A 25423-nucleotide genomic window follows, 5' to 3' on the forward strand; every position below is an offset into this window, starting at 1 on the left:
CGCTTCAGACAACCTTTTCCAAAAAGGTGATACCTATACCCCAACGCTGCACAACATAAAAGAAATAGTATGTACAGGACCCCTCTGCGAAAACCTCCCCATATTAAACTACAGGAAGCGTGATTTTAAATTGTGTGCCACTTCCATGTTTACTGTCTACATGTATGAAGCCTCCGTGATTTTTGATAATTCGATAGCTCACAGCCAATCCCAATCCGGTTCCACTTTCTTTTGTTGTAAAAAAGGATCAAATAAACGCGCCAATGTATTATGATCCATACCTAAACCGTTATCTTCAATACAAATGTGAACATAATTGCCCTCAAGCACTGTATGGATATCGATGCAGCCCTCTCGTTCCCCACCGATGCTTTCGATGGCATCCATCGCATTTTTAATCATATTGAGGATAACCTGCTTAATCTGCTTGACGTCAATGGAAACCTTCATGAGCTCATCATTTTCGTCCAATGCAATCTGGCAACCCTTCATCAATGCTTCGCTTTCTGTCAGCATCACTACCTCTTTCAGCAGCCCCATCACAGATACAGCCGTTTTTTGCGGAGCCGAAGGCTTGGACGAATTTAAGAACTCATAAATAATGTCGTTCGCACGATCAATTTCTGTTAATATAATCCGAGCATACTCATCCCTGCCCAGCTCCACCAAATGCGGCCGAAGCAATTGAATAAAGCCCCGGATTGCGGTAAGCGGGTTACGGATTTCATGGGCGATAGAGGCAGAGATCCGTCCCAGCATCGCCAGCTTATCGTTTTGATACGCCGTCTGCTCAATCTGCTTATAATCCGACACATCCTTGACGCTAAACAAAAAATCGCCATCCATCTGATCACCGTAGGTCACTGTTATCAACCAATGCCGACCATACTCATCAATCAACTCATGATAGCGCTTTCTATGAAAGATAGTTTCTTTATAAATCCGCATGATTTTCTTCTTCTTAAACCGACTTAACTCAGGATGATGCAAAATTTGCATCAAATTGCGACCTGCTAGCGAACTCCGTGGTAGCTCCAGCAATTTCGCCATTTGCACGTTAATAAAGGTCAGTACCCCGTCACTGTCAAACAGCATGATACCACTATCCAGGTTCTCCAGCACATTTTCATACTTGTTATTGGCGATCTGTGTGGAAGGACAAGCTCCCACGGTATCAAGCAAGGCTTCTTGGAATTCACTGATCATGCCAGGCTTCCCCCTTGTTTCGGAATGACAAACTGGCCGTATCGGACGCGTAATAATCTTGAAGAAGAGAAAGGCATCTATCGACTACCCTTCAATGGTGTAGAAAACAGTTTCACAGAAATCCGACCATCTCTTTCCAATTCGAGTCTTATTTTATGATAGACAAGATTAAGGATCGCAGTCAATCGGAAAAAGTGTCGAATCCACATTTTTATCCTGTTTTCTTTCGTCATAATATCTGCGCAACATTACCAAAATGAAAGATTACGTTAGGAACAAGCGCCCTACACACCAAAGAAGCTCTCCAGAATTGAGAGCTTCTTTGGTGTGTAGGATGTCAACTGCCGCTCTTATTATGTTGAAGCCGGGATCGTCTTTGGCTCATAACGGCCAGTCTTCTCTTAAGCTCTCCCTGCCATTTTTCATCATTCATCTGTTTGGCTACCATCAATAAATCCAGGGATATGTCAATTTGACGCTTCACAATTTCAAACGCATCTTCACTTTCACGATTCACACAATTTTCAAATATCGTATCATCGTCTTCCATGACATAATCCTGAAAATCAATCTCGGTTGCCCCATCTCCATGTGCATATTCAGCCAGAATTTCATACTCATTTTCGACTTTATAATGAACTTCAATGCGACGACATACCGGGCAAAACAGCAAAGGAACATTATGAACTTGGGTGCGGTAATGCTTCAGCGTTCCCTTGGTTCCTACCATGCTTGCTCCACAGCAATAACTCATCCGGGCTCAGCCTCCTCTGAACAAAACCTGTTCTGCCTTGTTTATCTTCTACAATACCTTATTCGCTTTCATCAGGCAAAATTCCTCCAGAACACAACAACATTTCCATAATTATTTGTTACTTCACTCTGTATTGTCTCATTCAAACAGGCTATCCTCACATCTTCCGCTGCACAGAGCAGGCAAGCAAGCCCCCAATAACGGAAGAGTAACCGCTAGTTGGGGGCTTGCTTGTTTAATTTCAACTTGTGAAGCTTATATTACAGATTTTGATCGCCTGGTTTCCAGTTCATTGGGCACAAGCCACCGGATTGCAAAGCTTGCAGTACACGCAAAGTTTCTTCCACACTGCGGCCTACGTCGTTGTGGTTAACCACTTGATATTTCAATTCGCCTTCTGGATCAATGATGAACAAGCCGCGCAATGCAACGCCTTCTTCTTCGATCAGAACGCCATAATCGCTTGCTGTTTTTTTCGTGATGTCAGAAGCCAATGGGAAGTTCAGTTTGCCCAGACCGTTGTTTTCTTTAGCTGTGTTAATCCATGCTTTGTGGCTGTGCACGGAGTCTACACTGATACCCAGAATTTCAGTATCCAGCTCTTTGAATTGGTCAGCAGCATCGCTCAATGCTGTAATTTCCGTAGGGCACACAAAAGTGAAATCCAGTGGATAGAAGAAAAATACGAGCCACTTGCCACGGTAATCGGAAAGCTTCACCGAACCAAATTCTTGACCGTCTCCAGTCACTGTTTCCAATGCAAAATCAGGGGCGGGTCTTCCTACCAATCTTTCTGCCATAATATGAAATCCTCCTTTAAAATATGTAAGAAAAACACCGAATGTGCTTTCCTCAATCATCTGTATTGTAATGAACAACTTACTTGATAAATGTTATCATTCGCTGAAATCAAAGTCAATATTGTAACCATTACTTTTTTATAATTATTTTAAACTAGCTTGAAAATTCACAACTTATTCACATTTTGAACTTTCGAATATACAAGTAGCTCCTGATTGCTCAGGAGCTACTGTGCTAAACATCTGCAGAAAAGGCTGTACTGTATAACCTTACTATATAATAGGAAGCTTTTTTTTCAGAACGGGTACATTTACAAAGCTTTTAACGAATAGCTGCTGCGATCAGATCGCCCATTTGAGTTGTCGAGATCGCTTGAGATTTATCCACCGCAATATCCGCCGTACGGTGCCCTGCATCCAGTACCTCAGCTACCGCTTTCTCAATGGCATCAGCTGCCTTCTCGTACCCGAAGGTGAGACGGAACATCAAAGCAACGGACAAAATCGTTGCAATGGGATTCGCCAGTCCTTGACCTGCAATGTCAGGCGCCGATCCATGTACCGGCTCGTATAGGCCGAAGCTGCCTTGTCCAAGTGATGCGGAGGAGAGCATGCCGATGGATCCGGTCAGCATAGCCGCTTCATCACTGAGAATGTCACCAAACATATTTTCCGTCACGATGACGTCAAAGCTAGATGGACGACGCAGCAATTGCATGGCACAGTTATCGACCAATACATGCTCCAACTCGACATCCGGGTAGTCTACAGCAACCCGGTTAACTACTTCACGCCATAAACGGGAGGTTTCCAGTACATTAGCCTTATCCACCGATGCAAGTTTTTTGCGACGTTTTTGTGCAATTTCGAAAGATTGGCGCACAATACGCTCTACTTCCGTTACATTATATGCACAAGTATCAACTGCTTCCTCACCTTGAGGACTTTCTCGTCTGAACTTCTCGCCGAAATAAATGCCGCCCGTCAGTTCGCGCACCACGATCAGGTCCGTTCCTTCCAACACTTCCGGTTTCAATGTAGACGCGTCCTTGAGGCAGTCGAAGACGACAGCAGGACGAAGATTCGAAAATAGACCGAGCTCTTTGCGTATGCCCAGCAGTCCGGTTTCAGGACGAAGTTCCTTTGGATTGTTGTCCCATTGTGGTCCTCCTACCGCTCCCAGCAGAACGGCATCTGCAGTTTGACATACTGCCAGTGTTTCTTCTGGCAATGGTGTGCCCTTCTTATCAATCGCAATCCCGCCGAACAGCGCATGCTCCGTTTCAAATGAAAGGCCGAACACTTCTTCCGTACGTTTCAAAATTTTTTCTGCCTCTGCGACCACTTCCGGTCCAATTCCATCTCCCGCTATTACCGCAATCTTTTTAACGTCTGCCATCACGTACACTCCTCTTGTTATACAGCTATACAACTGTATTTTTCATACCTTCTTTGTAACATACATGGCAGGGCTTTGACCAAGATATAGAATCTATCAATTCAATAGGCACAGCCTATAAGCTTGTTTTTTCATCAGAGAAAAAGAAAACAGGACCGGAAACACCCGATCCTGTATATATCCAACTCTTAAGTCTACATAAAATTAAGATTTATAATCTACGCGATTACTGTAGTTTTTACGCTTGTCGATCAAACCATTCAGCGCATCCACGTAAGCCCGAGCACTTGCTTCCAGAATATCGGTGCTTACCCCGCGTCCCTGTACAGACAGTCCGTTTTGCGTCAGTACTACATGGACTTCACCCAGAGCGTCCTTACCATGGGTAACAGACTTGATGGAGTAATCTGAAAGTACAACGCTCTCGCTGCTGGCTTGGTCAATCGCATTATAGATCGCATCGACTGAACCATTTCCTTCAGCTTCTGTCTCGATAACCTGACCTTCATCGTTAACCAGACGCACTTGTGCGGAAGGCGTAGCCTTGTTCCCATAGGTAACAAAGATGGTTTCCAGCTTGAAAACTTCAGGTGCATCGGCCAATTTTTCTTCCAGCAATGCCAAAATATCATCGTCCGAAACTTCCTTCTTCTTATCAGCCAAATCCTTGAACTGCCCAAAAGCGCGATTCAGATCTTCTTCGTTCAATTCGTAGCCCAACTCGATCAAACGCTCACGGAAAGCATGACGACCTGAGTGCTTACCGAGTACCAGTTTGCTTTCTTTCAGACCGATACTTTCTGGTGTCATGATTTCATAGGTCGTTTTCTCTTTCAGCATACCGTCTTGATGAATACCTGATTCGTGCGCAAAAGCATTGGCTCCAACAATCGCCTTGTTGCCCGGCACTACCATCCCCGTCAAACGGCTAACCAAACGGCTCGTGCGCGCAATTTCAGACAATTGCAGAGACGTTTTGGCCTGAAAAAATTCCTGTCTCGTCTCCAGTGCCATAGCGATTTCCTCAATAGCCGTGTTCCCAGCGCGTTCACCGATACCGTTAATGGTTCCCTCAATCTGATCCGCACCGTTCAGAATGGCAGCAAGTGTATTAGCGGTAGCCATTCCCAGGTCATTGTGGCAATGTGCACTCAATTGAATCTTCTCCACATCGACCACATTTTCCTTAATGTGTTTGAATATATTTCCATACTCGTAGGGTGTCAAGTAACCTACCGTATCTGGAATATTGACGACAGAAGCCCCTTCTTGTACAGCCATAGTGACCATTTCAACCACAAAATCAAGCTCTGTACGACCTGCATCCTCCAAAGAAAACTCCACTTTAGGCAAATATTTCAACCCATAGCGTATGGCAGCACGAGCGGTTTCCAATACCTGTGCCTTCTCCATCCGCAGCTTGTGCTGACGGTGAATAGGAGAAGTTGCCAAAAAGATATGGATACACGGGTCCTGAGCTCCCTTGAGTGCCTCGCGAACCGCATCAATATCCTGTTCCCTTGCACGTGAAAGGCCAATAACCGTCGAATTTTTTACAGCTTTTGCTACTGCATTAACAGCCGCCAGATCACCCGGAGAAGCAGCCGGGAACCCAGCCTCCATACGATCGATTCCCAGCTTCTCCAACTGATGAGCGATCTCCACTTTCTCACGAGTATTCAAGTTCACGCCAGGTGACTGTTCTCCGTCTCTCAACGTTGTGTCAAATATATATATTTTGCGCAACCTAACGCACCTCCTCAGGATAGGACCCTTAAATTACAATGCGGCTCACGCAATAAGCAGGGCCGCATTGTAATTAATATTTATAAATAATTCATGTTGTCGAGTTCATAGTACAAAAGATTATTACTTTTTGATCCAATGCATCATTTCACGCAATTGTCCGCCCACCACTTCAATCGGATGGTTAGCTTCATTACGACGAGTAGCCGTCAGGAATGCACGTCCAGATTGATTTTCAAGGATGAAGTCACGAGCAAATTTACCTTGTTGAATGTCAGTCAATACATCCTTCATGGCTTTCTTCGTATCTTCCGTTACCACGCGTGGTCCAGTTACATAATCGCCATATTCCGCTGTATTACTGATGGAATCACGCATCGTTGCCAATCCACCTTCATACATCAGGTCAACGATCAGCTTAAGCTCATGCAAGCATTCAAAGTATGCCATCTCAGGAGCATAACCTGCTTCAGTCAATGTTTCAAAGCCCGCTTTTACAAGTGCGCTCACGCCGCCACACAATACCGCCTGCTCACCGAACAGATCCGTCTCCGTTTCTTCACGGAAGGAGGTTTCAATTACGCCCGCACGTGTACAGCCAATGCCTTTTGCGTAAGCAAGACCGATTTCTTTGGCTTGACCCGTTGCATCCTGCTCAATTGCGATCAACCCCGGTACCCCAAACCCTTCTACATAGGTACGACGTACCATATGTCCTGGGGATTTTGGAGCAACCAGCAATACATCGCTATCTTTAGGAGCTACGATTTGTCCAAAATGAACGTTGAAACCATGGGAGAACAAAAGAGCTGCGCCTTTTTTCAGGTTAGGTTCAATTTCATTTTTGTACACAGAAGCTTGAGTTTCATCAGGTAACAAAATTTGAACCACATCTGCACGGCTTGTTGCATCAGCTACGTTCAGAACTTCGAAACCGTCGTTTCTTGCGACATCAGCTGATTTGCCTTCACGCAAACCTATAACAACATTCACACCACTGTCACGCAAGTTTTGTGCCTGAGCATGTCCTTGGCTACCGTAACCGATAACGGCCACTGTCTTTCCTTTCAATACGCTGAGTTCTGCATCTTTTTCGTAGTACGTTGTAACTGCCATGGTTAATTTCCTCCTTTTAATTGGACCCTTCATAATGAGCGGGTACTCCAAGAGACTCCCTCGTGATTAGTATCTAAAAATCTCTTCGAGCCCCCGCTCTTATGCGGGCGGTTCTTTATTGATGTAATGCGCTATAAGCGGTAATTCGTTAAAGCTCCATATTAAGCATTGCCACGTATCATAGCTGTAACCCCGGTTCGAGTCAACTCCCGAATACCGTAAGGCTTCAACAACTCGATCATGGCATCAATTTTTTCTGTATCGCCAATGACCTGTACGATCAAGCTCGTCGTTCCAACATCAATTACAGCTGCTCTGAATGTTTCTACCACGCCCATGATCTCTGGCCGCTGAGGCGGTTCTGCCTTCACCTTTATCATCGCCAATTCCCGAGCTACCATCGGCTTGGAACTGAGATCAATGACCTTGATCACATCAACCAGCTTGTAAAGCTGCTTTTCAATCTGCTCCAGGTTGTTCTCATCCCCTACAGTCACAATGACCATACGGGATAATCCAACTTCTTCCGATTGTCCCACAGTTATGCTCTCAATGTTAAAGCCTCGGCGACCGAACAGGCCGGACACACGTTGCAAAACGCCGGGTTGATCATTTACCAGTACAGCAATGGTATTTTTTGTTGTCATTTTACTCGTCCCCCATCAGCATTTGATCAATTGTCGAACCTTGCGTCACCATCGGATATACATTCTCTTCCTTGCTGACTACAAACTCGACAACGACCGGTCCGGGTGTATCAAGCGCCTCCTGCCAAGCCCGACGTGCCTCTTCCTTATTCGTAGCACGCAGCCCTTTGACACCGTATGCTTCGGCAAGTTTCACAAAATCCGGACTTCCAGCCAGGTCAATGTGACTGTACCGATTGTCATAGATCAATTCCTGCCATTGGCGAACCATTCCAAGCACCTGGTTGTTGATAATAACGATTTTAACCGGAATGTTATTGATTGCACAGATGGCTAATTCCTGCGAACACATCTGCATACCGCCGTCCCCGTTAATCGATATTACTAATCTGTCGGGATTGGCCATCTGAGCACCGATTGCAGAAGGGAAACCAAATCCCATCGTACCGAGTCCACCAGAGGTGACCCATGAGCGTGGCTGATTGAATTTGTAATACTGCGCTGCCCACATTTGATGCTGTCCCACGTCCGTCGTTACGATTGCGCCGCCCTTGGTCGTTTCATCCAACAACTCAACAACCCATTGTGGTTTAAGCACCGTTTCAGAATCCTTATAAGAATAAGGTTTCTCATTCTTCCAATGCTGAATTTGTGCTCTCCATGCATCAGCTCGATCCGCGCGTTTCACATCCTGATTCAGCAATTCCAGCACTGCCTTCACGTCACCCACGATAGGAATATCTGCTGCAACATTTTTTCCAATTTCAGCAGGGTCGATATCAATGTGGACGATTTTAGCTTGAGGAGCAAACCCATCCAACTTGCCTGTTACCCGATCATCGAAGCGGGCTCCGATACAGATCAACAGATCTGACTGTTGAATCGCCTGATTGGAGGTGTATGTTCCATGCATCCCCGGCATCCCCGTCCACAGTTCATGTCCACTTGGGAAACCACCCAATCCGAGCAATGTTGTCGTAATAGGAATTTCCGTTTTACGAACAAACTCGTAAAGTGCTTCATGTCCACCGGAGTATACAACTCCTCCACCTGCCAGAATGAATGGACGTTCTGCTTCGGAAATAGCTTGAGTTAGCTTGTCTAGTTGAATTTTATTGGGCAGCACTTTCGGGTTATAACCCCGCATGGTCACTGGTCCCGTTTGTGGAACGAACAACGTCTGGGCTGCGGAAATATCCTTCGGAATATCAATCAGCACCGGTCCCTTCCGCCCTGTGTTGGCAATATGAAAGGCCTCATGGATGATTCGCGGCAGATCCTCTACTTCTCTTACCAGATAGCTGTGCTTCGTAATCGGCATTGTAATTCCCGTGATATCGGCTTCCTGGAAAGCATCCGTACCGATCAGGGAAGATATAACGTTACCCGTGATGACCACCAACGGCACCGAATCCATAAAAGCCGTCGCAATACCAGTTACCAGGTTTGTCGCTCCAGGTCCGGAAGTCGCGATACATACGCCCACTTTACCGCTCGCCCGTGCATAACCATCTGCCGCATGAATAGCTCCTTGCTCGTGACGAGTGAGGACATGCTTGAAATCCTTAAAGCCATACATGGCATCATAGATATAAAGCACTGCACCACCTGGATATCCGAAGACACAATCTACTCCCTCCAGCAACAGGCTACGGAGTAAAATTTCCGAACCTGTAATCACTTCAGGCTTCATCCACTTTTCACGTAATTCATTGGTTGACCTAACTTCAGGAATTTGTGCACTCATTGGTCATCCTCCTTTACAAAATTTACATACATCTGACATTTGTAAAAACAAAAAAACCTTTCATCCCTAGAACAGACTTGCTGTTACTGAGGGACGAAAGGCTGTAGCTTCCGTGGTACCACCCGTGTTTGCCCGATATTTCGCAATATCGAACCTTGGCAGGTACAGAAATCGCAAAGGATCTCCATATCTGGCGTCTGTAACGTAGACCGTACGATTTTCCCTAATAGGTGATTCAGCGGACCGTTAATATCATCGGGCCCAAATACTTTTCAGGAAAACAGCTCCAAGGTGAGCTCGTTAAAAAGGGATTTTGGTGAAGCTTGCAGCTAATGCCTCACTCTCTGAACAAAAGAGCCCTAATCACTTCGTCCTCTTCATTGCCGTTGAGTTCATGTCATTCTTTCAAATGTTTAGACACATTATATGTCTCTCATCTGGGATAGTCAATACCCATATTTCATAAAAATTTATGTTTCTTTTCTGAAGCACCTCAGAGTCGCACGCTTGTAAGAGGTACCCGCATATTATAAAAAAGACCACACGGTGAGACAGTGCACTCCTCCAAAGCCACGTCTTATCTTGTTAAAAGGGTAGAAAAGGAGGCCCGTTTATGATTCGAAAACGCAGCTCTCAAGATGACACCATCATCTTTCGTCTAATCGAGCAAGAGCTTGTCCCCCTATCGCATTTAAGTGCCCAAGAAATGAAACAAATACGCAAAGAATTACCCCGGCGCTTAAACCGGGGCATCACTTTTGTAGCTTGCAGACCGGATAATGCACAGGTTGTTGGCTTCATTCATGTTATGCTGCATGGCGAACTATTATACATTGATTTGATCGCAATCTCTTCGGCTCATCAAGGTATGCGATACGGAAAAAAACTGCTGGAGCATGCCGAACACTACGGACGACTACGTCGCTGCAAGCGGGCTAAAGTTATGGTGGACGAAGACAATATCAGGGGGATCCATTTTTATCTGCGTCATCAATATCAAATGCTGCGATACGTAGCTCTGAGCCGATGCCATGAACTCGAAAAGTCACTGTAAAAAGTATCTTTTTCGGGCTCAAAATTTTGTATGACTAAAATAAATTAGGGTAATACGGATATCCTACTCCGGGGTATCCCCCGTCTGTATACGGGCCTGGCTGCGGACCATATCCTGGTCCTCCATAACCTGGACCGTAGCCTCCATATCCCCCACCATAGGCACCAATGTATGGAGCTGTGCCGATGGCAAGCAAGTCAAACAGCACCAGAGGAATAATCGCCTTCGTGTTTACCTTTTTCTTGCGGTTTGGTTGAAGAACCAGTCGGTTACCCGAAATGCGAATCAGCTTGCCGCTGACCTGGGAACCATCCTTGCGAGTAGCAAAGATGACTTTGCCGACAAGCTTCTCCACCTGCTTTCTGGTTACTGCCTGTTTCATCGTATTTCCTCCTTCTTTCTCAACGGATGGACAGATTGAACGGCTCCTTGATAGCTCATCACCACCACAAAATAGACCGGAGCTGACAGGGGCCGAGCGTCCCGTCCAATCTGCATAGCACAGTCTATTCCATTCATGCCAGTAGCGTATGTTTAAATGCCTGCACAATATAAAAAAATCTGGTACCTGCACATGCAGATACCAGATTTTTATACACCAGGATTTTGCGAAATTCGATTCCAGTCGCTCCGAAGCAAGATATAGACGAACTAAACCATTTCGATCTATATCTTGTTCACTGGAAGTCGCTTATGGGATTTTTGCAAAATCCTCACACCAATGTACATTTTTCAAAACATGCACATTAGCTGTCTATAAGTTTTAACGCTTGCTTGGATCATAAAGTTGACCTAAAGCGGCCGGAGCGCGTGAACGTCCGACAGCCGCTACCAGTACAATAATCGTCAGGAGATACGGCAACATAAAAATAATTTCCTGGGGAATACTTTGCGACCATGCGAACAGCTGCACATAGTTGCGAATGGCTTGTGAAAAACCAAAAAACACTGCTGCGCCAAAAGCGCCGAGCGGATTCCATTTACCGAAAATCATAGCGGCAATAGCAATATATCCCTGCCCCGAAACTGTATTGTGCGAGAACATGTTGGTTGTAGTCAGAGTAATTGTAGCTCCACCAATCCCAGCCAACGCCCCACTGATCATAACGCCAATATAACGAAGACGATTTACTTTAATACCCACTGTATCGGCCGCTCCTGGATGCTCCCCAACGGAACGCAAACGCAAGCCAAACGGTGTTTTATACAAAGTAAAATAGCCAATAATAACTAATAGAATGGCTAAATATGTCGTTGGGTAAGCTTGGAAAAAGGCTTTTCCTGCAATCGGGATATCCACAAGGTAAGGGATCGATATTTCGTTAAAACCCTGAATCCGACCGGTGTCACCATCTCCCTCAAATAAAAGCTTAACCATGTACAGTGTACTACCTGCTGCCAGAAAGTTAATAACTATACCGCTTATAACCTGATCGGCTTTAAACGTAATAGAGGCTACAGCATGAATTAGCGAAACCAAAATACCGAACACGGCAGCTGACAGCACACCTACCCAAGCCGCAGAGGTGCCTCCTAGTCCAGCTTGCTCGGCATAAAATCCGCCAACACCCGCTGCAAACGCTCCAAATACCATAAGTCCTTCCAACCCGAGGTTCGTTACACCGGATTTTTCTGAAAAAACTCCGCCGAGAGACGCAAAAATAATCGCCGTCGCAAAAACGAGCGTTGTATGGATTAATTCACCAAGTGTTAACCAACTCATTTTACAACACCTTCTCTTTCTTACGCTTGGAGTAGAGCGGCTTCACAACCCAACGTACAATACCTTGGGCCGCAATGAAGAAAATAATCGAGCCAATGACAACCCGGATAATCTCGGGCGGTACATCTGCGCTAAAGCTCATCCCCGCAGAACCATACGTAAGCGTTCCGAACAAAACAGAACCGAGCAGCACACCGAATGGGTTATTCATCCCAATCAGAGCTACAGCGATACCATCAAAACCCGTTCCCGGTGATCCTGCCATGACAGATTGATAATGGAATACTCCCAGCACTTCAAAGGCGCCTGCCAATCCGGCAAAAACCCCACTAATAAACATCGCTTTTATGATATTACGATTTACATTCATACCTGCATAACGGGATGCATCCTGATTAAATCCGACAGCCCGAAGCTCATAGCCCTGCTTTGTTTTCCACATGAAAATGTAGAAAAAGACTGCTGCCAGCACAGCAATAACTGTGCCCCAATGTACCCGAGCATTCCCCATCATCTGGGACAGCCATTCGATGGAAATTGAAGCAGAAGGCTGAATATCCACAGAACGATTTTCACCATCCATAAGTGCGAACTGATTGATCACCAAATTAGCCAAATACAGACCGATCCAGTTCATCATAATACATGTAATAACTTCATTAACGCCTCGTTTGGCCTTCAAATAGCCAGCAATCGCAGCCCACAGACCTCCGAAAACTGCACCTGCAATTACAGCTAGCGGTGCATGAATGATAGCTGGCAACCCATGAAGTTTAATGCCCACAATCGAAGCAGCTGTCATACCTACCAGAAACTGACCTTCGCCGCCGATATTAAACAAACCGGCGCGGGCCGCAAAAGCAAATGCCAACCCCGTTAAAATCAGCGGAGTCATCTCACGGATAGCCTCTCCAAAGTTGTAGGAATCTCCGTATACACGGCTAAACAAAGCAGAATAGGCCACAATAGGGTCATACCCGCCAATCAGCATCACAATAGCACCCAGAAGGAGACCCAAAATAATAGAGACCAGCGCCAGTACAAAGGAGTCTTTTGTGAATATTTTCAATAGATTAGCCATTCTCTACTCCTTTCTTCACTGCACTTCCTGCCATCATCAGTCCCAGTTCCTGGTCATTCGTTTCTTCTGGCAGCACTTCCCCGACAATCTTGCCCTCATAGATGACAGCAATTCGGTCGGATACATTCATAATCTCGTCCAGTTCAAAAGATATGAGCAATACAGCTTTACCTTGGTCCCGTTGGGCAATCAGTTGTTTCTGGACAAATTCAATAGCTCCGACATCCAGACCGCGTGTAGGCTGTGCTGCAATGAGAAGGTCTGGATTTTTATCAATTTCACGCGCAATGATAGCCTTCTGCTGGTTCCCACCAGATAATGCTCTTGCCTTCGTGTGAATATCCGGTGTTCTTACATCAAACTTTTCGATAAGACTTTTGGCCTGTTTCTCTATAGCATCTTTGTTCAAGAAGCCATTTTTACTGTAAGGCGCCTGGTAATACGTCTCCAGCACCATATTTTCACTCATAGAAAAATCGAGCACCAACCCATGCTTATGACGGTCCTCCGGTATATGTGAAACGCCTGCCTCTGAAATTTTGCGTGGTGGCTGATTGGCCACCTCTTGTCCGAGCAAACGAATGCTCCCACCATCCACCTTGCGTAAGCCTGTCAAAGCTTCGATCAGCTCACTCTGTCCATTACCATCTACTCCGGCAATCCCCAAAATCTCGCCCGCCTTAACCTGCAGGTTCAACTCATTTAGAACATTAATGCCATCCTTGTTTTTAGAAATTACATTGTTCATTTCCAGTACCGTCTGTCCTGGTTGCGCAAGCTGCTTGTCCACTTTAAAGGACACACGACGGCCCACCATTTTTTCAGCCAGCTCATTGGGTGTTGTTTCAGACGTCTTGACCGTATCAATAACCTGACCTCTGCGAATGATCGTAACCGTATCTGCAATTTGCATAATTTCTTTAAGTTTATGAGTAATAAGAATAATTGATTTGCCTTCAGCGACCAAGCGTTTCATAATGTCCAGCAACTCAGTGATCTCCTGCGGTGTCAGTACAGCTGTAGGCTCATCGAAAATCAGAATATCTGCACCGCGATAGAGCGTTTTGATAATTTCTACACGTTGCTGCATACCAACAGATATATCCTCAATTTTGGCATTCGGATTTACCTGAAGGCCGTACTGCTCAGACAACCGCTGTACTTCTGCGGCAGCCTTTTTATAATTGATTTTCAGACCCTTACGTGGCTCCGAGCCCAGGACAATATTTTCGGTCACAGTAAACGGCTGTACGAGTTTAAAATGCTGATGCACCATGCCAATCCCCAGATCAATTGCCTTATTTGGACTATCAATCTGTACGGGTTTACCTCCGATTTCAATTGTCCCTTCATCCGGCTGATACAGTCCGAAAAGAATATTCATAAGCGTAGATTTACCCGCGCCATTCTCACCCAAAAGGGCATGAATTTCTCCCTTATGCAGCTTGATGCTGATGGAGTCGTTGGCAACGATGCCGGGGAATCGTTTTGTAATTTGCTTTAACTCAACGACGGGGGTCGCTGCATCCATGAGATCACCCTTATACACTTTATAGTATGTGCTCCAATGAGCTGATTTTGCCCGTTATAATCCATATAACTCCAGACGTAAGAACAAGGCTAGTCTTATGAACCAGCCTTGTCGCCACCTATATGTTCTTCAAGCCAAACTTATTTCGAAGGAACTGTAATTTCGCCCTTAATGATTTTTTGCTTGTATTGTTCTACAAGATCAAGCACGTCTTTAGGTACGTTTTTCGTTGATGTGTCTGCCAAACCAATACCATTATCCTTCAGAGCCAGTGTCTCGACACCGCCCTTAAATTTACCGTCAATCACTTCTTTAGATACGCGTTTTACAGCTTCATCTACACGTTTTACCATCGAAGTCAATGTTACGTCGTCACCAAACTCAAGCGATTGGTCTTTATCTACGCCAATAACCCATACTTGCTGCCCTTGTTGCTTACGTGCGAGTGCTTCGTTAAATACACCTGTACCAGATCCGCCAGCTGCATGGAAAATAATATCCGCACCGCTGTTATAGATCGTCGCAGCTGCTGCTTTACCCAGGTCCGGCTTATCAAATGCACCTGTGTAGTTAACTTCCAATTTTGCATTTGGATTTACAGCTTTAATTCCTGCTTCGAATCCTTTTTCAAAACGTTTGATCAACGGACTGTCTTGTCCACCCACAAAACCAATTTTGTTTGTTTTGGTAAGTTTACCAGCTACAACCCCCACCAAGAAGGAACCTTCATTTTCAGCAAAAACAACCGATTTCACGTTAGGCGCATCCACGACACTGTCAATGATCGCCAAGTTTTTGCTTGGGTTGTCTTTCGCTACTTGTCCAATCGCATTCGCCAGATTAAAACCGATTCCCCAAGTCAAGTTAAAATCACCCTTAACAAATTGGTTCAGGTTAGGAATATAATCTTGATCGGATTTACTTTGCAGGTATTTAACTTTAGCGCCTGATTCTTTCTCAGTGGCTTGTAGTGCCTCCCAAGCAGATTGGTTAAACGATTTGTCGTTTACTCCACCCACATCTGTAACCATGCCAATTTGGACATTCGATGTTTTGGCAGAACCACCTGTGTCTCCACCATTTGCGTTGGACGCACCTTGATTTTTGTTACCGCAGCCTGCGAGAATGACCGAGATCGCCAGCAGCATAACCAAAGACATACTGAACATTTTCTTCATGCTGATACTGTTCCCCCTTAGTGTTAGATCCCTGGACTGTCTCTTTTCTTTGAACATGTACATGCTCATGCATGTCATTTACTGACGAGACAGATCGTACAGAAGACTTACTTTAGAGATTATACAATTATGATCGGCTAAAATCTAGACAATTAATAACCTTGGGTCAATTTTTTTTAAAGTTCCATCAATGTAAGCGCTACAAAGTTAAAAAAAACATACATTCTTCCATCTCACGTCATATTTATTCGTATTTTGGAGAAAACGAAGTCTTTACCATAACATTGAGTATGTACAAAAAAAGGCATCCCTACACAGCGTACTGCTTGGGATACCTTTTTACCACTTTCGCGGTTTCCACGCTTCATTATTAATAATTAAGCGTTGATTTTGCCTTTAGCAACAGTTGCCAAAGAGTTGAATGCATTAATATCATTGACTGCAAGATCAGCCAAGATTTTGCGGTTAATGTCCACACCAGCCAATTTCAGGCCGTGCATCAATTTGCTGTAAGACAAACCGTTCAAACGAGCTGCTGCGTTGATACGCACGATCCACAGTCTGCGGAAGTTACGTTTCGTCTGACGACGGTCACGGTATGCGTAAACAAGCGATTTCATTACCTGCTCGTTAGCTGTTTTAAAAATGCGGTGTTTGGAACCAAAATAACCTTTAGCAAGCTTCAATACTTTTTTATGACGACGACGAACGACGAATCCGCCCTTTACTCTTGCCATATCAATAGACCTCCCAAATAATGTTTATACTTCATTCATTGCAGTGCTAGTGCTATTTCAGGTTAGCAAGACCTTGTTTCAGACGTTTAACGTCCCCAGGTGCCATCTCAGGGTTAGTACCCAGAACGCGTTTTGCACGTTTGGATTTGTGGGAAAGCAAATGGTTTTTGTAAGCTTTGTAACGCATTACTTTACCAGTACCGGTAATTTTGAAGCGGCCTTTAAGGCTGCTATGTGTTTTCATTTTAGGCATTGAACTTCCTCCTTAATTTGTCATTGACTCTTTGGAGCCAATATCATAATCATGCTGCGTCCTTCGAGCTTGGGTTGGCGCTCCACGGTACAAAGATCAGCAACTTCCAATTTCACACGTTCGAGAATTTTTTGACCCACATTAGCATGAGTAATTTCACGACCGCGGAAACGAACGGAGCATTTCACCTTGTCCCCTTCATTCAGGAACTTCACCACATTGCGAAACTTGGTTTGGTAGTCATGTTCCTCGATGTTGGAACGGAACCATACCTCTTTGATGTCAACGATCTTCTGGTTTTTACGGGCTTCCTTTTCTTTCTTCTGTTGCTCATAGCGGAATTTTCCGTAATCCATAATCCGACACACGGGCGGCTTCGCTTGAGGCGCCACGTTCACGAGATCCAAGTTTGCATCAATCGCCATTTGCAAAGCTTCACGCGTCGGTGTAATCCCGATTTGTTCCCCATTCGCACCAACTAGACGTACTTCTCTCACCCGAATCTCATCATTGATCATATGTTCCTTACTAATAACCCTCCACCTCCAGAACCTGTTATTGTTGTATTGTGTTTAAGCACAAAAAAGGGATGACGACTACACAGCCGACATCCCTGTCTGATACTCAATTCATCATGAAAGTTCAATTCACAAATCATTGGATCATGACCAGCCGGCAATACCGGGCAGGTGAGAAGTCGGACCTTCTACTTGTTAATCCATCTTTTCAATTAACATACTCGAATATCTTATCACGGTGCAATCGTGGTGTCAACCCTTTAATGAAAAATGAATGACACCGATCTTCAGTCCTATTTCACCGTCCAATTAACCTTGCTTACTTTGAACCTCTTCCAAGCGAACGACACGCGTATGCTGGGTATGGCTCCATTGCTTATTGTTCTGTGTAAAGAACGCATAGACCGTAATCGGATACCACGAAATCGCATAGATCGGGAACAGCAATAAGTACAGATATACTTTTTTGAATGTGACCTTTTCCAAAATCATTGCGATCACAAAAGTAGCAACATTCAGACCAATAGCTATAACACCAGTCCAAGCTGGTAACTGTACATAGATGTTCTCGATATTAGGTCCACCAAAGAAGGCGATATCTATCCACATCGCTACTGTCATCAAGAAGGTGAGCAGTACGATATACACGTTCAGACCATAAAGAGCCATATCGAATTTAATCAGGCTTCTATGCTTGATACTTTGCCACAGCAACGGGAAGAAATAACGACGAGCAACAGTGAAGTGACCTTGCATCCAGCGCAGACGCTGTCTTGACGAGGCCTTGAATGTCAACGGCTTTTCATCATATACCTTGGCATCGTAATTAAATCTTGGATATACGTTGCACTGTGTGCAGCGCATGGTGAATTCCAAATCCTCTACCAGACTTGTCGCACCCCAGCCCATTTCCTTAAGCAGATTTGTTTCAAAGCACATGCCTGTACCACCGAGGAAATTAGCCATGTTCAGATTGTGACGTGACAGCTGCCACAAACGGTTGATGTACCAATAAGATACCCCGTATGCCGCTGTAATCCAAGAATCCTCAGGATTCTTAGTATCAATGTACCCCTGAATAACACGGGCACCTGTACACAGATCATTGTTCATTTCACTCAAGAAATTAGTATGCGCCAAATTGTCAGCATCAAACATGACAATAGCATCATATTGGCGCGGCATAGCCCATAATTCCTTGAGCATCCACTCAATAGCGTAGCCTTTACCACGCAGATTCGGATTCGTACGTTCACAAGCATTCATGCCGTGAGCGCGAACGATGTCCGCAGTCTTATCTGTACAGTTATCACAGATTACGAACACATCGTAAAGTTCCTTCGGATAATCAAGTTGCTTCAAATTTTCCATCAATGCTCCGACAACCTGTTCTTCATTGTGGGCAGCGACTAAAATGGCAAATGATTTTTCTGGAGCCGCGTGCTCTTTCCTTTTCTTGCGAACCAATCCGAACAAGGAGAATGCAAACTGATAGACTGCGATCACCGCCAGAATGATCTGGAGCGTCACGAAAATAGCGTCTAACATGATCTCTTGTTACCCCCTTTTTATACCCCTTAAAATCTTGCGTTTGTTTGTTTTCTATCTGTGTAGCGCAAGTTGCGGCGCTTTGCGCGCCTTTTCTGTAGTTTTTGACCCGACCCTTGCTTTCTTCATTGGCTGTGCGCAGCCCCCTTTTGGCTGACACAGGAATGCCATTACGATTTTCGTTGGTTTTCAATCTTTTGTCAAAGCCCTTAAACTGGTCTCAGCAGCAAAAAAACACAACAAACTCCCGTTTGAACCGGGAATGCGGCGCTGGGCTTCTCATTCATGACGCTTAGGTCTTATTTTCATCCATTTGCTAACTTTTTATTTCTTTGGTCCCTCCTTTTTGTGGGCCAATTAGCAACCACTTCTAAACACTCTATCTTATTAGACGGATGAACGCAAAGAAAGTTATACAATTCGGCTTATATTCCATTAACATTTTTGTGTAGAATTGAACCAAGTAATTTATGAATCTTTAGTGATTCTTGAAATGAACAGCGTTTAAAAATATGATGAGAGCAAGAGAATAATTACTTATGGTCTGATTATGTCAAAATGACTCAAAATATTTGCCGACTGACCTGAACCGGCAACCGGAGGAAACCAAATGCAACGTCTAGTCGTAAAACTTGTAAATCTGGAGCAGCAGTTGTTCAAATGGATCAACGGACGCTTACACAACCGTTTTTTGAACTTCTGGCTTTATTATCTCACACATTTAGGTGGGGCTACCTTTACTATAGCCTCCACACTCCTTATTTGGTGGCTCGCTCCGAATCCGTGGAAAGATTCCGGTATGAAGGGAGCCATCGCTCTCGGGGTCAGTCACATCCCCGTAGCTATCGTTAAAAGGCTGTATCCGCGGATTCGCCCGTATTTGGCGCTACCAGGTACAAATACATTCCGCAACCCCTTGTCGGACCATTCTTTTCCCTCAGGGCACACGACCGCTATTTTTTCAGCTACCGTGCCTTTTATGCTACAGTCACCGATGCTAACACTGTTGCTGTTGCCTGTAGCGACAATTGTAGGTTTTTCTCGGATTTATCTGGGTCTCCACTACCCAACGGATGTACTCGCAGGAGCGGTCATCGGAACGTCTGCAGCAATAGGAACGGTTGCATTCTGGCCTTAAAGCCGATATGGTATGATTGAGAACATCCCAGCAGGAACAGGTGAAATGAGAGTGGCTAAAAAACGAGTGTTATTATTATCGGAAGGTTTCGGTGCCGGACATACTCAAGCTGCCTACGCGCTCTCAAGCAGTTTGCGGAAGCTTTCTCCGAATGTGCAGACAAGAGTGCTGGAGCTGGGGAGTTTTTTGAATCCAAGAATGGCCCCGCTTATTATTACAGCATACAAGAAGACTGTTGTATCGCAGCCTCGCCTAGTCGGATTGGTTTACCGTCATCAGTACAAAAAATCATTAAACCGTCTTACAACGCTCGCTTTGCACCGTCTGTTCTACACGCAGACCCGAAACATTCTCCGGCAGCTTCGTCCCGATTTGGTGGTATGTACTCACCCCATCCCAAGCGCGGTAATTTCACGTTTGAAGCGCTTAGGTTTACATGTTCCGCTTTGTACTGTCATTACAGACTACGATGCACATGGAACATGGATTAGTCCCGAGGTTGACCGGTACTTTGTATCTACGCCTGAAGTCATGCGTAAGCTGCGCGCGCGCGGAGTACCCGTCTCGAAAATCCAGGTGACCGGCATTCCCGTTCATCCAAATTTTTGGGAACATCCTGGGCACGATGAAATTAGAGAACAATTTGGACTTAAACCCATCCCGACCGTACTCGTTATGGGTGGCGGCTGGGGCCTTATGAATGACGAAGTCATACATCGTTCGCTTACTCAGTGGAGAGAAAACATTCAATTTATTTTTTGTTTGGGGCATAATGATAAAATTCGTCGTAAAATGCAATTGGATCCTAGGTTTAATCATCCAAATATTCATATCTTCGGATTTACACGGGAAATCGACAAATTAATGGAGGTATCGAATCTGCTCATCACCAAACCCGGCGGAATGACATGCACCGAGGGATTGGCCAAAGGGATTCCGATGCTGTTTCACAAACCTCTCCCTGGACAGGAGGAGGAAAATTGTCAATACTTTACGGCTCAAGGCTTCGGAGAACCGATTACTTCGCTGGATGTTGTCGTTAAATGGATGAACCGACTGCTACACGATTTTCCAGAAATCGTCCGCAAGCGACAGGAGCACGTCCATAATGTAGCGCGATATTATCCTCTTCAGAGCGCACAGAGTATTCTGGATATACTGGAACCGAACAGGGTGCTTTCCTAAAAGGAAGCACCCTGTCTTATTTTATCCGTTTGATCTGTTTTTATTTCCCATACTTTTCGAGACGTGTTTTTCCGTACTCTTCCAAAGCATCTTTGCCGATCAGCACCTCGACTCGATGAATATTCATACCTTTGCCCATGAACTTTTGTTCATATTCCGTCATGACATGCTCTTCGTTGATCCCCTCACGATGAAGGTTTAACGAAATATTCGTCATCTGCAAACCGCTATCGGCAAACGAATTCAGAGAAAACTCAAACAGTGTCTCCGAATCGGTCTTAAAATGAATTTGTCCTTTGCTGTTCAAAAGCTGACGGTACTTGTCCAAAAAACGCGGATGCGTCAAACGACGACGTGCATGCTTGGCTTTAGGCCAGGGATCACTAAAATTCAGATAAATGCGTTCAATCTCTCCTGGTTCAAAAACATTCTCGATCTGTTCAATGTTTGCCAGTGCCAATTTGATATTAGGCGGCGTATCAACCTCTGAATTACTCCAGGCCAGACGAGACTTTTCTGTTGCACGGCGAACCAGCTCATCATACATATCAAAGCCAATATAGTTAACCTCCGGATTCCGGAAGCTCATTTGGCTTATAAATTGCCCTTTACCCATACCGAATTCCACATGAATGGGACGATCATTACCAAAAACCTGCTGCCATTTCCCCTTATACTGTGCCGGCTCCAAGATGACTAGATCCTGCTGTTCTTCCAGACTTTCCCGTATTCCTTTTCTTCCGCGTAAACGCATGTTACTCCTCCATATACTCTGTTATCAAGGAAAAAGGAATTTCACCCCCGCTTGAAGATACGGAAATGAAATTCCTTTTTCAATATATTTGGATTGGGGTCCAACTAATTTAATTGTTCATAGTCTACCCCATCAGCAGGTGAAAAATCAATTGTCTTTTGGCAAGCCGCTCTGATTTTTTGACGTGCGGTCGTTCCAATCTGACGATCCTGCCCAAAACGGACACCAGTCAATGCCAACGCCTCATCAAAGGTTAACTCAACAGTAACTTTATCCATACGCGTCTTATCCTGCGCATTCATAAAAGATCACCTCACGGGTTATTTGTGATGGAACCGACGTGCACTTACCCTAAAACAGGCGATAGAAACAGCATAGCTGCCTCCCTGAAGAATAATCATTAGCAACGGATAACTTTTATCTTCAGGATCGAAAACAGTCCTTTTATTGTATGTCTGGTACCGCTTACAATATAACACATTGTGTAACCTTTTTCAATCCGCAACGCCATAAAATCCGCACATTTTATTGACTTGTTCGGTCAAATGATTCCCAATGAAGACTGATTTTTGTTACAATAGGGTGATCGTAAAAAAAGGAGTACACCCATGAAAACAGATTTATTGCCTGCTCCTCTCCTGTGGGGAGATAAACGGTTCCATACTTGGAATTACGAAATGCGTGAGCAATTTCAAAATAAAGTGTTCAAAGTCATGTTGGATGCGGGTTTTACCTGTCCGAATCGCGATGGTTCCATCGCTAAAGGGGGTTGCACCTTTTGTAGCGCACGCGGATCGGGTGATTTTGCTGGGCGTCGTCGTGATGATCTGGTCACCCAGTTCAATACGATTCGGGATCGGCAGCATCTAAAATGGCCAAACGCCAAATATATTGGCTATTTCCAAGCCTACACTAATACGTATGCTCCCGTTGAGGAACTGCGAGAATACTTTGAGGTTATTCTGGAGCAGCCAGGCGTTGTCGGTCTGTCCATCGCTACACGTCCTGATTGCCTGCCTGACGATGTAGTGGATTACCTTGCCGAGCTAAACGAACGCACGTACCTGTGGGTTGAAATGGGTCTGCAAACTGTCCATGAATCGACCTCAGAGCTGATTAACCGTGCTCATGATACTCAATGCTATCTGGATGCGGTGGAAAAGCTGCGCAAGCGGAATATCCGCGTGTGCGCCCACATTATTTATGGTCTGCCCCAAGAGACGCATGAAATGATGCTCGATACGGGACGTGCAGTAGCGGCTATGGATGTGCAGGGCATCAAAATCCACCTGCTGCATCTCATGCGCAAAACGCCCATGGTCAAGCAGTATGAAGCGGGATTGCTACGCTTTCTGGAAAAGGACGAATACGTTAAGCTGATAGTTGATACGCTGGAGATTTTACCTCCCGAAATGATCGTTCATCGGTTAACCGGAGATGCCCCACGCGATTTGCTAGTGGGACCCCTGTGGTCGCTTAAAAAATGGGAAGTGCTTAATGCCATCGATCATGAACTGAAGTCACGTGAAACGTGGCAGGGAAAATACTGGAGGCAACCTTAAATGGGGTTCCTATCCGTCCTGAGCTACGCTCATCAATTGGTGGCTGCGCGGGTGCAGCCAGGTGATACTGCTATAGACGCCACCGTCGGCACAGGAGCAGATACGTTGTTTCTGGCAAAAGCTGCTGGCAAACGGGGCCGTGTCTATGGCTTCGACATCCAGCAAGAAGCACTGCATTGCGCCCGTCGTCGACTGGAAGAAAACGCTTCGCCTTCATTAGCAGAAGTATCGCTACTGCTACAAGGTCACGAGCAAATGCGGAAGGCCGTTCCAGACATGCTGCATGGCAAAGTCGCTGCGGTCATGTTTAACCTCGGCTACTTGCCTTCCGAAGGCGCCGATCCTACTGTCATCACCCATACAGACAGTACGCTCGTCGCACTTGATGCTGCCTTACAATTGCTGCGACCACGCGGCATTCTGACTGCCGTACTCTATCCAGGGCACGCTGGAGGCATTGAAGAAGCAGATGCCGTTCTTCAATGGGCTTCTGCTCTCCCAGTCTCCAGCGGTCAAAGCATTATTTATCGTCAATTACAACGAGCCGCTTCGCCTTACGTAGTGGCGGTTGAAAAGAAATAATGTCGGATTTTAAACTCAGGTTATGAGCGGCTTTTTTAGCCGCCTTACATATATCATTTTTCAAGCTCGTTTGGGCGCTATTCATCCCAGTTTATTGCCCCAGCGGCACGTTATTGATTTCCCTATTCTGTTAGGTCGCACTCATTACTCATTATGGAGGAGAGAAATTATGCTAAAGCCATACCCGCTGCAATTTCAACCTGAGTTCAAAGAGAGAGTTTGGGGAGGACGGGCCTTAGAGCAATTTGGTCTAACCCCACCAGAAGGACATATCGGGGAAGGATGGATGATTGCCGATCATCCAAACGGAACAACAACGGTCATCAATGGTGAGCTGGCAGGCAAAGGACTGGATGAAATCCGCGAGACCTACGGGCAGGATTGGCTCGGGGCCAAGGGTGTATCGGAAAAAGGCGGACGATTTCCACTTTTGATCAAACTACTGGATTGTAATGATGACTTATCCGTTCAGGTGCATCCGACAGATGATTACGCAGGACTTCCAGCCGGAGAATTAGGGAAAACTGAAATGTGGTACGTGCTTGATGCCAAGCCAGATGCCAAGATTATTTATGGTCTGACCGAAGGTGTAACTCGCGAGAGTCTGCGCACAGCTCTTGAAAGTGGGGACATCCTCGGAAGTTTGCGCCAGGTTCCAGTCGAAGCAGGCGATACGTTCTTCATTCCCGCCGGAACCGTACATGCACTGTGTGCAGGCGTTGTCGTTGCTGAAATCCAGCAAAATTCGGATACTACCTATCGCTTATATGACTACAATCGCCCCGGACTAGACGGCAAGCCTCGTGAGTTGCATATCGAGGATTCCCTCAATGTAACCTCCTACGAGGGTGCAGGTGCAACAACGATGAAAACGGACGGCTTACAGCCTGGAAAATGGCTCCAGCTGGCTGCCTGTGAGTATTTTGTTGTGGAAAAGGGTATCGTAGATGGAAGTTGGGCACTTTCTACAACGGAAGACAGCTTCACCATTCTCGTGATTTGTGAAGGCAGTGGGACCATAACATGGAACAATAATACCGAGTCTCTTTCCTGTAAAGCTGGAGATTGCTTCCTGTTGCCTGCTAACCTGAGCGGTTACACGCTGAATGACGGAATGACCGTACTTAGATCTTATCTTCCTTAAAGCTTAAAGGATGTGATGTC

24 protein-coding genes and 1 pseudogene are annotated in these 25423 nt (G+C 45.4%); 6 read left to right on the plus strand and 19 right to left on the minus strand.

Going from position 1 to position 25423, the window contains the following annotated elements; translation table 11 throughout:
* Positions 1-103: 103 nt before the first annotated feature.
* The 8 genes and pseudogenes from NSS66_RS03955 to ilvB all read right to left on the minus strand — a co-directional run bounded on the left by NSS66_RS03955 (position 104) and on the right by ilvB (position 9415).
* A pseudogene (locus NSS66_RS03955) lies at positions 104-1206 on the minus strand (ATP-binding protein).
* Between the two features lie 337 nt (positions 1207-1543).
* Positions 1544-1960, minus strand: a complete 417-nt coding sequence (locus NSS66_RS03960) for a hypothetical protein (RefSeq protein WP_013309391.1) — start codon at positions 1958-1960, stop codon at positions 1544-1546.
* A 260-nt stretch (positions 1961-2220) separates the two neighbouring features.
* Positions 2221-2760: a peroxiredoxin gene (locus tag NSS66_RS03965; RefSeq protein WP_023987763.1), complete on the minus strand. Its 540-nt coding sequence runs from the start codon at positions 2758-2760 to the stop codon at positions 2221-2223.
* A 322-nt stretch (positions 2761-3082) separates the two neighbouring features.
* Positions 3083-4159 (minus strand): 3-isopropylmalate dehydrogenase, encoded by a 1077-nt coding sequence (leuB, locus tag NSS66_RS03970; protein WP_023987762.1) that lies wholly within the window; start codon positions 4157-4159, stop codon positions 3083-3085.
* A 204-nt stretch (positions 4160-4363) separates the two neighbouring features.
* A complete protein-coding gene (locus tag NSS66_RS03975; protein ID WP_025724101.1) occupies positions 4364-5905 on the minus strand; it encodes a 2-isopropylmalate synthase in 1542 nt (513 codons plus the stop codon).
* A gap of 123 nt (positions 5906-6028) precedes the next feature.
* On the minus strand, positions 6029-7021 hold the full coding sequence (ilvC, locus tag NSS66_RS03980) for a ketol-acid reductoisomerase (protein WP_013309387.1): 993 nt from the start codon (positions 7019-7021) through the stop codon (positions 6029-6031).
* Positions 7022-7182: 161 nt separating this feature from the next.
* Entirely contained in the window at positions 7183-7668 is a 486-nt protein-coding gene (gene ilvN / locus NSS66_RS03985) for an acetolactate synthase small subunit (RefSeq protein WP_023987760.1), read from the minus strand.
* Position 7669: 1 nt separating this feature from the next.
* Entirely contained in the window at positions 7670-9415 is a 1746-nt protein-coding gene (gene ilvB, locus NSS66_RS03990; protein ID WP_340958480.1) for a biosynthetic-type acetolactate synthase large subunit, read from the minus strand.
* A gap of 613 nt (positions 9416-10028) precedes the next feature.
* On the opposite strand from ilvB, the gene NSS66_RS03995 reads away from it, so the two are divergent.
* Entirely contained in the window at positions 10029-10469 is a 441-nt protein-coding gene (locus NSS66_RS03995; RefSeq protein WP_340958481.1) for a GNAT family N-acetyltransferase, read from the plus strand.
* 34 nt (positions 10470-10503) lie between these two features.
* Here NSS66_RS03995 and NSS66_RS04000 read toward each other — a convergent pair whose 3' ends face one another.
* From NSS66_RS04000 to NSS66_RS04040, 9 genes are all read right to left on the minus strand, one after another.
* A complete protein-coding gene (locus NSS66_RS04000; RefSeq protein WP_023987757.1) occupies positions 10504-10851 on the minus strand; it encodes a hypothetical protein in 348 nt (115 codons plus the stop codon).
* 381 nt (positions 10852-11232) lie between these two features.
* Complete coding sequence (locus NSS66_RS04005) at positions 11233-12192, minus strand: ABC transporter permease (RefSeq protein ID WP_010349245.1); 960 nt, start codon at positions 12190-12192, stop codon at positions 11233-11235.
* A gap of 1 nt (position 12193) precedes the next feature.
* Complete coding sequence (locus tag NSS66_RS04010; RefSeq protein ID WP_013309382.1) at positions 12194-13273, minus strand: ABC transporter permease; 1080 nt, start codon at positions 13271-13273, stop codon at positions 12194-12196.
* A complete protein-coding gene (locus tag NSS66_RS04015) occupies positions 13266-14804 on the minus strand; it encodes an ABC transporter ATP-binding protein (protein WP_023987756.1) in 1539 nt (512 codons plus the stop codon). Before NSS66_RS04015 ends, NSS66_RS04010 begins: the two co-directional genes overlap by 8 nt.
* Before the next feature lie 140 nt (positions 14805-14944).
* Positions 14945-15982, minus strand: coding sequence for a BMP family lipoprotein (locus NSS66_RS04020; RefSeq protein ID WP_023987755.1), 1038 nt, complete (start codon positions 15980-15982; stop codon positions 14945-14947).
* A 377-nt stretch (positions 15983-16359) separates the two neighbouring features.
* Complete coding sequence (gene rplT, locus NSS66_RS04025) at positions 16360-16719, minus strand: 50S ribosomal protein L20 (RefSeq protein ID WP_007429517.1); 360 nt, start codon at positions 16717-16719, stop codon at positions 16360-16362.
* Between the two features lie 52 nt (positions 16720-16771).
* Positions 16772-16972, minus strand: coding sequence for a 50S ribosomal protein L35 (rpmI, locus tag NSS66_RS04030; RefSeq protein ID WP_013309379.1), 201 nt, complete (start codon positions 16970-16972; stop codon positions 16772-16774).
* A gap of 20 nt (positions 16973-16992) precedes the next feature.
* Positions 16993-17490, minus strand: coding sequence for a translation initiation factor IF-3 (gene infC / locus NSS66_RS04035; protein ID WP_013309378.1), 498 nt, complete (start codon positions 17488-17490; stop codon positions 16993-16995).
* Between the two features lie 309 nt (positions 17491-17799).
* Positions 17800-19038 carry a glycosyltransferase family 2 protein gene (locus tag NSS66_RS04040; protein ID WP_023987754.1) on the minus strand — a complete coding sequence of 413 codons (1239 nt, stop codon included), beginning with the start codon at positions 19036-19038 and terminating at the stop codon, positions 17800-17802.
* Between the two features lie 610 nt (positions 19039-19648).
* Between NSS66_RS04040 and NSS66_RS04045 the strand changes: the two genes are divergently transcribed.
* A complete protein-coding gene (locus tag NSS66_RS04045) occupies positions 19649-20176 on the plus strand; it encodes a phosphatase PAP2 family protein (RefSeq protein ID WP_013309376.1) in 528 nt (175 codons plus the stop codon).
* A 51-nt stretch (positions 20177-20227) separates the two neighbouring features.
* Positions 20228-21361: an MGDG synthase family glycosyltransferase gene (locus NSS66_RS04050; protein WP_023987753.1), complete on the plus strand. Its 1134-nt coding sequence runs from the start codon at positions 20228-20230 to the stop codon at positions 21359-21361.
* A 40-nt stretch (positions 21362-21401) separates the two neighbouring features.
* On the opposite strand, the gene trmB is transcribed toward NSS66_RS04050, so the two are convergent.
* Entirely contained in the window at positions 21402-22115 is a 714-nt protein-coding gene (trmB, locus tag NSS66_RS04055; protein ID WP_023987752.1) for a tRNA (guanosine(46)-N7)-methyltransferase TrmB, read from the minus strand.
* Positions 22116-22219: 104 nt separating this feature from the next.
* Entirely contained in the window at positions 22220-22417 is a 198-nt protein-coding gene (locus tag NSS66_RS04060) for a hypothetical protein (protein WP_013309373.1), read from the minus strand.
* A gap of 306 nt (positions 22418-22723) precedes the next feature.
* Between NSS66_RS04060 and NSS66_RS04065 the strand changes: the two genes are divergently transcribed.
* The 3 genes from NSS66_RS04065 to NSS66_RS04075 all read left to right on the plus strand — a co-directional run bounded on the left by NSS66_RS04065 (position 22724) and on the right by NSS66_RS04075 (position 25403).
* Positions 22724-23677: a TIGR01212 family radical SAM protein gene (locus NSS66_RS04065; protein WP_340958483.1), complete on the plus strand. Its 954-nt coding sequence runs from the start codon at positions 22724-22726 to the stop codon at positions 23675-23677.
* On the plus strand, positions 23678-24259 hold the full coding sequence (locus NSS66_RS04070) for a class I SAM-dependent methyltransferase (protein ID WP_340958484.1): 582 nt from the start codon (positions 23678-23680) through the stop codon (positions 24257-24259).
* A 169-nt stretch (positions 24260-24428) separates the two neighbouring features.
* Entirely contained in the window at positions 24429-25403 is a 975-nt protein-coding gene (locus NSS66_RS04075; RefSeq protein ID WP_023987749.1) for a type I phosphomannose isomerase catalytic subunit, read from the plus strand.
* The last annotated feature ends 20 nt before the right edge of the window (positions 25404-25423 follow it).

The sequence above is a fragment of the Paenibacillus sp. FSL R10-2748 genome (genome assembly GCF_038005565.1).
Classification (GTDB): domain Bacteria; phylum Bacillota; class Bacilli; order Paenibacillales; family Paenibacillaceae; genus Paenibacillus; species Paenibacillus polymyxa_B.

Bases quoted from the DNA above. Each gene is read 5' to 3' on its own strand.
- NSS66_RS04040 (WP_023987754.1), bottom strand. From the start codon at position 19,038: ATGTTAGACGCTATTTTCGTGACGCTCCAGATCATTCTGGCGGTGATC.
- NSS66_RS04015 (WP_023987756.1), bottom strand. From the start codon at position 14,804: ATGGATGCAGCGACCCCCGTCGTTGAGTTAAAGCAAATTACAAAACGA.
- leuB (WP_023987762.1), bottom strand. From the start codon at position 4,159: ATGGCAGACGTTAAAAAGATTGCGGTAATAGCGGGAGATGGAATTGGA.
- infC (WP_013309378.1), bottom strand. From the start codon at position 17,490: ATGATCAATGATGAGATTCGGGTGAGAGAAGTACGTCTAGTTGGTGCG.
- NSS66_RS03960 (WP_013309391.1), bottom strand. From the start codon at position 1,960: ATGAGTTATTGCTGTGGAGCAAGCATGGTAGGAACCAAGGGAACGCTG.
- NSS66_RS04065 (WP_340958483.1), top strand. From the start codon at position 22,724: ATGAAAACAGATTTATTGCCTGCTCCTCTCCTGTGGGGAGATAAACGG.
- rplT (WP_007429517.1), bottom strand. From the start codon at position 16,719: ATGGCAAGAGTAAAGGGCGGATTCGTCGTTCGTCGTCGTCATAAAAAA.
- trmB (WP_023987752.1), bottom strand. From the start codon at position 22,115: ATGCGTTTACGCGGAAGAAAAGGAATACGGGAAAGTCTGGAAGAACAG.
- NSS66_RS04045 (WP_013309376.1), top strand. From the start codon at position 19,649: ATGCAACGTCTAGTCGTAAAACTTGTAAATCTGGAGCAGCAGTTGTTC.
- NSS66_RS04010 (WP_013309382.1), bottom strand. From the start codon at position 13,273: ATGGCTAATCTATTGAAAATATTCACAAAAGACTCCTTTGTACTGGCG.
- NSS66_RS04060 (WP_013309373.1), bottom strand. From the start codon at position 22,417: ATGAATGCGCAGGATAAGACGCGTATGGATAAAGTTACTGTTGAGTTA.
- NSS66_RS04075 (WP_023987749.1), top strand. From the start codon at position 24,429: ATGCTAAAGCCATACCCGCTGCAATTTCAACCTGAGTTCAAAGAGAGA.
- NSS66_RS03965 (WP_023987763.1), bottom strand. From the start codon at position 2,760: ATGGCAGAAAGATTGGTAGGAAGACCCGCCCCTGATTTTGCATTGGAA.
- NSS66_RS04070 (WP_340958484.1), top strand. From the start codon at position 23,678: ATGGGGTTCCTATCCGTCCTGAGCTACGCTCATCAATTGGTGGCTGCG.
- NSS66_RS03995 (WP_340958481.1), top strand. From the start codon at position 10,029: ATGATTCGAAAACGCAGCTCTCAAGATGACACCATCATCTTTCGTCTA.
- rpmI (WP_013309379.1), bottom strand. From the start codon at position 16,972: ATGCCTAAAATGAAAACACATAGCAGCCTTAAAGGCCGCTTCAAAATT.
- ilvC (WP_013309387.1), bottom strand. From the start codon at position 7,021: ATGGCAGTTACAACGTACTACGAAAAAGATGCAGAACTCAGCGTATTG.
- NSS66_RS04005 (WP_010349245.1), bottom strand. From the start codon at position 12,192: ATGAGTTGGTTAACACTTGGTGAATTAATCCATACAACGCTCGTTTTT.
- NSS66_RS04000 (WP_023987757.1), bottom strand. From the start codon at position 10,851: ATGAAACAGGCAGTAACCAGAAAGCAGGTGGAGAAGCTTGTCGGCAAA.
- ilvB (WP_340958480.1), bottom strand. From the start codon at position 9,415: ATGAGTGCACAAATTCCTGAAGTTAGGTCAACCAATGAATTACGTGAA.
- ilvN (WP_023987760.1), bottom strand. From the start codon at position 7,668: ATGACAACAAAAAATACCATTGCTGTACTGGTAAATGATCAACCCGGC.
- NSS66_RS04020 (WP_023987755.1), bottom strand. From the start codon at position 15,982: ATGAAGAAAATGTTCAGTATGTCTTTGGTTATGCTGCTGGCGATCTCG.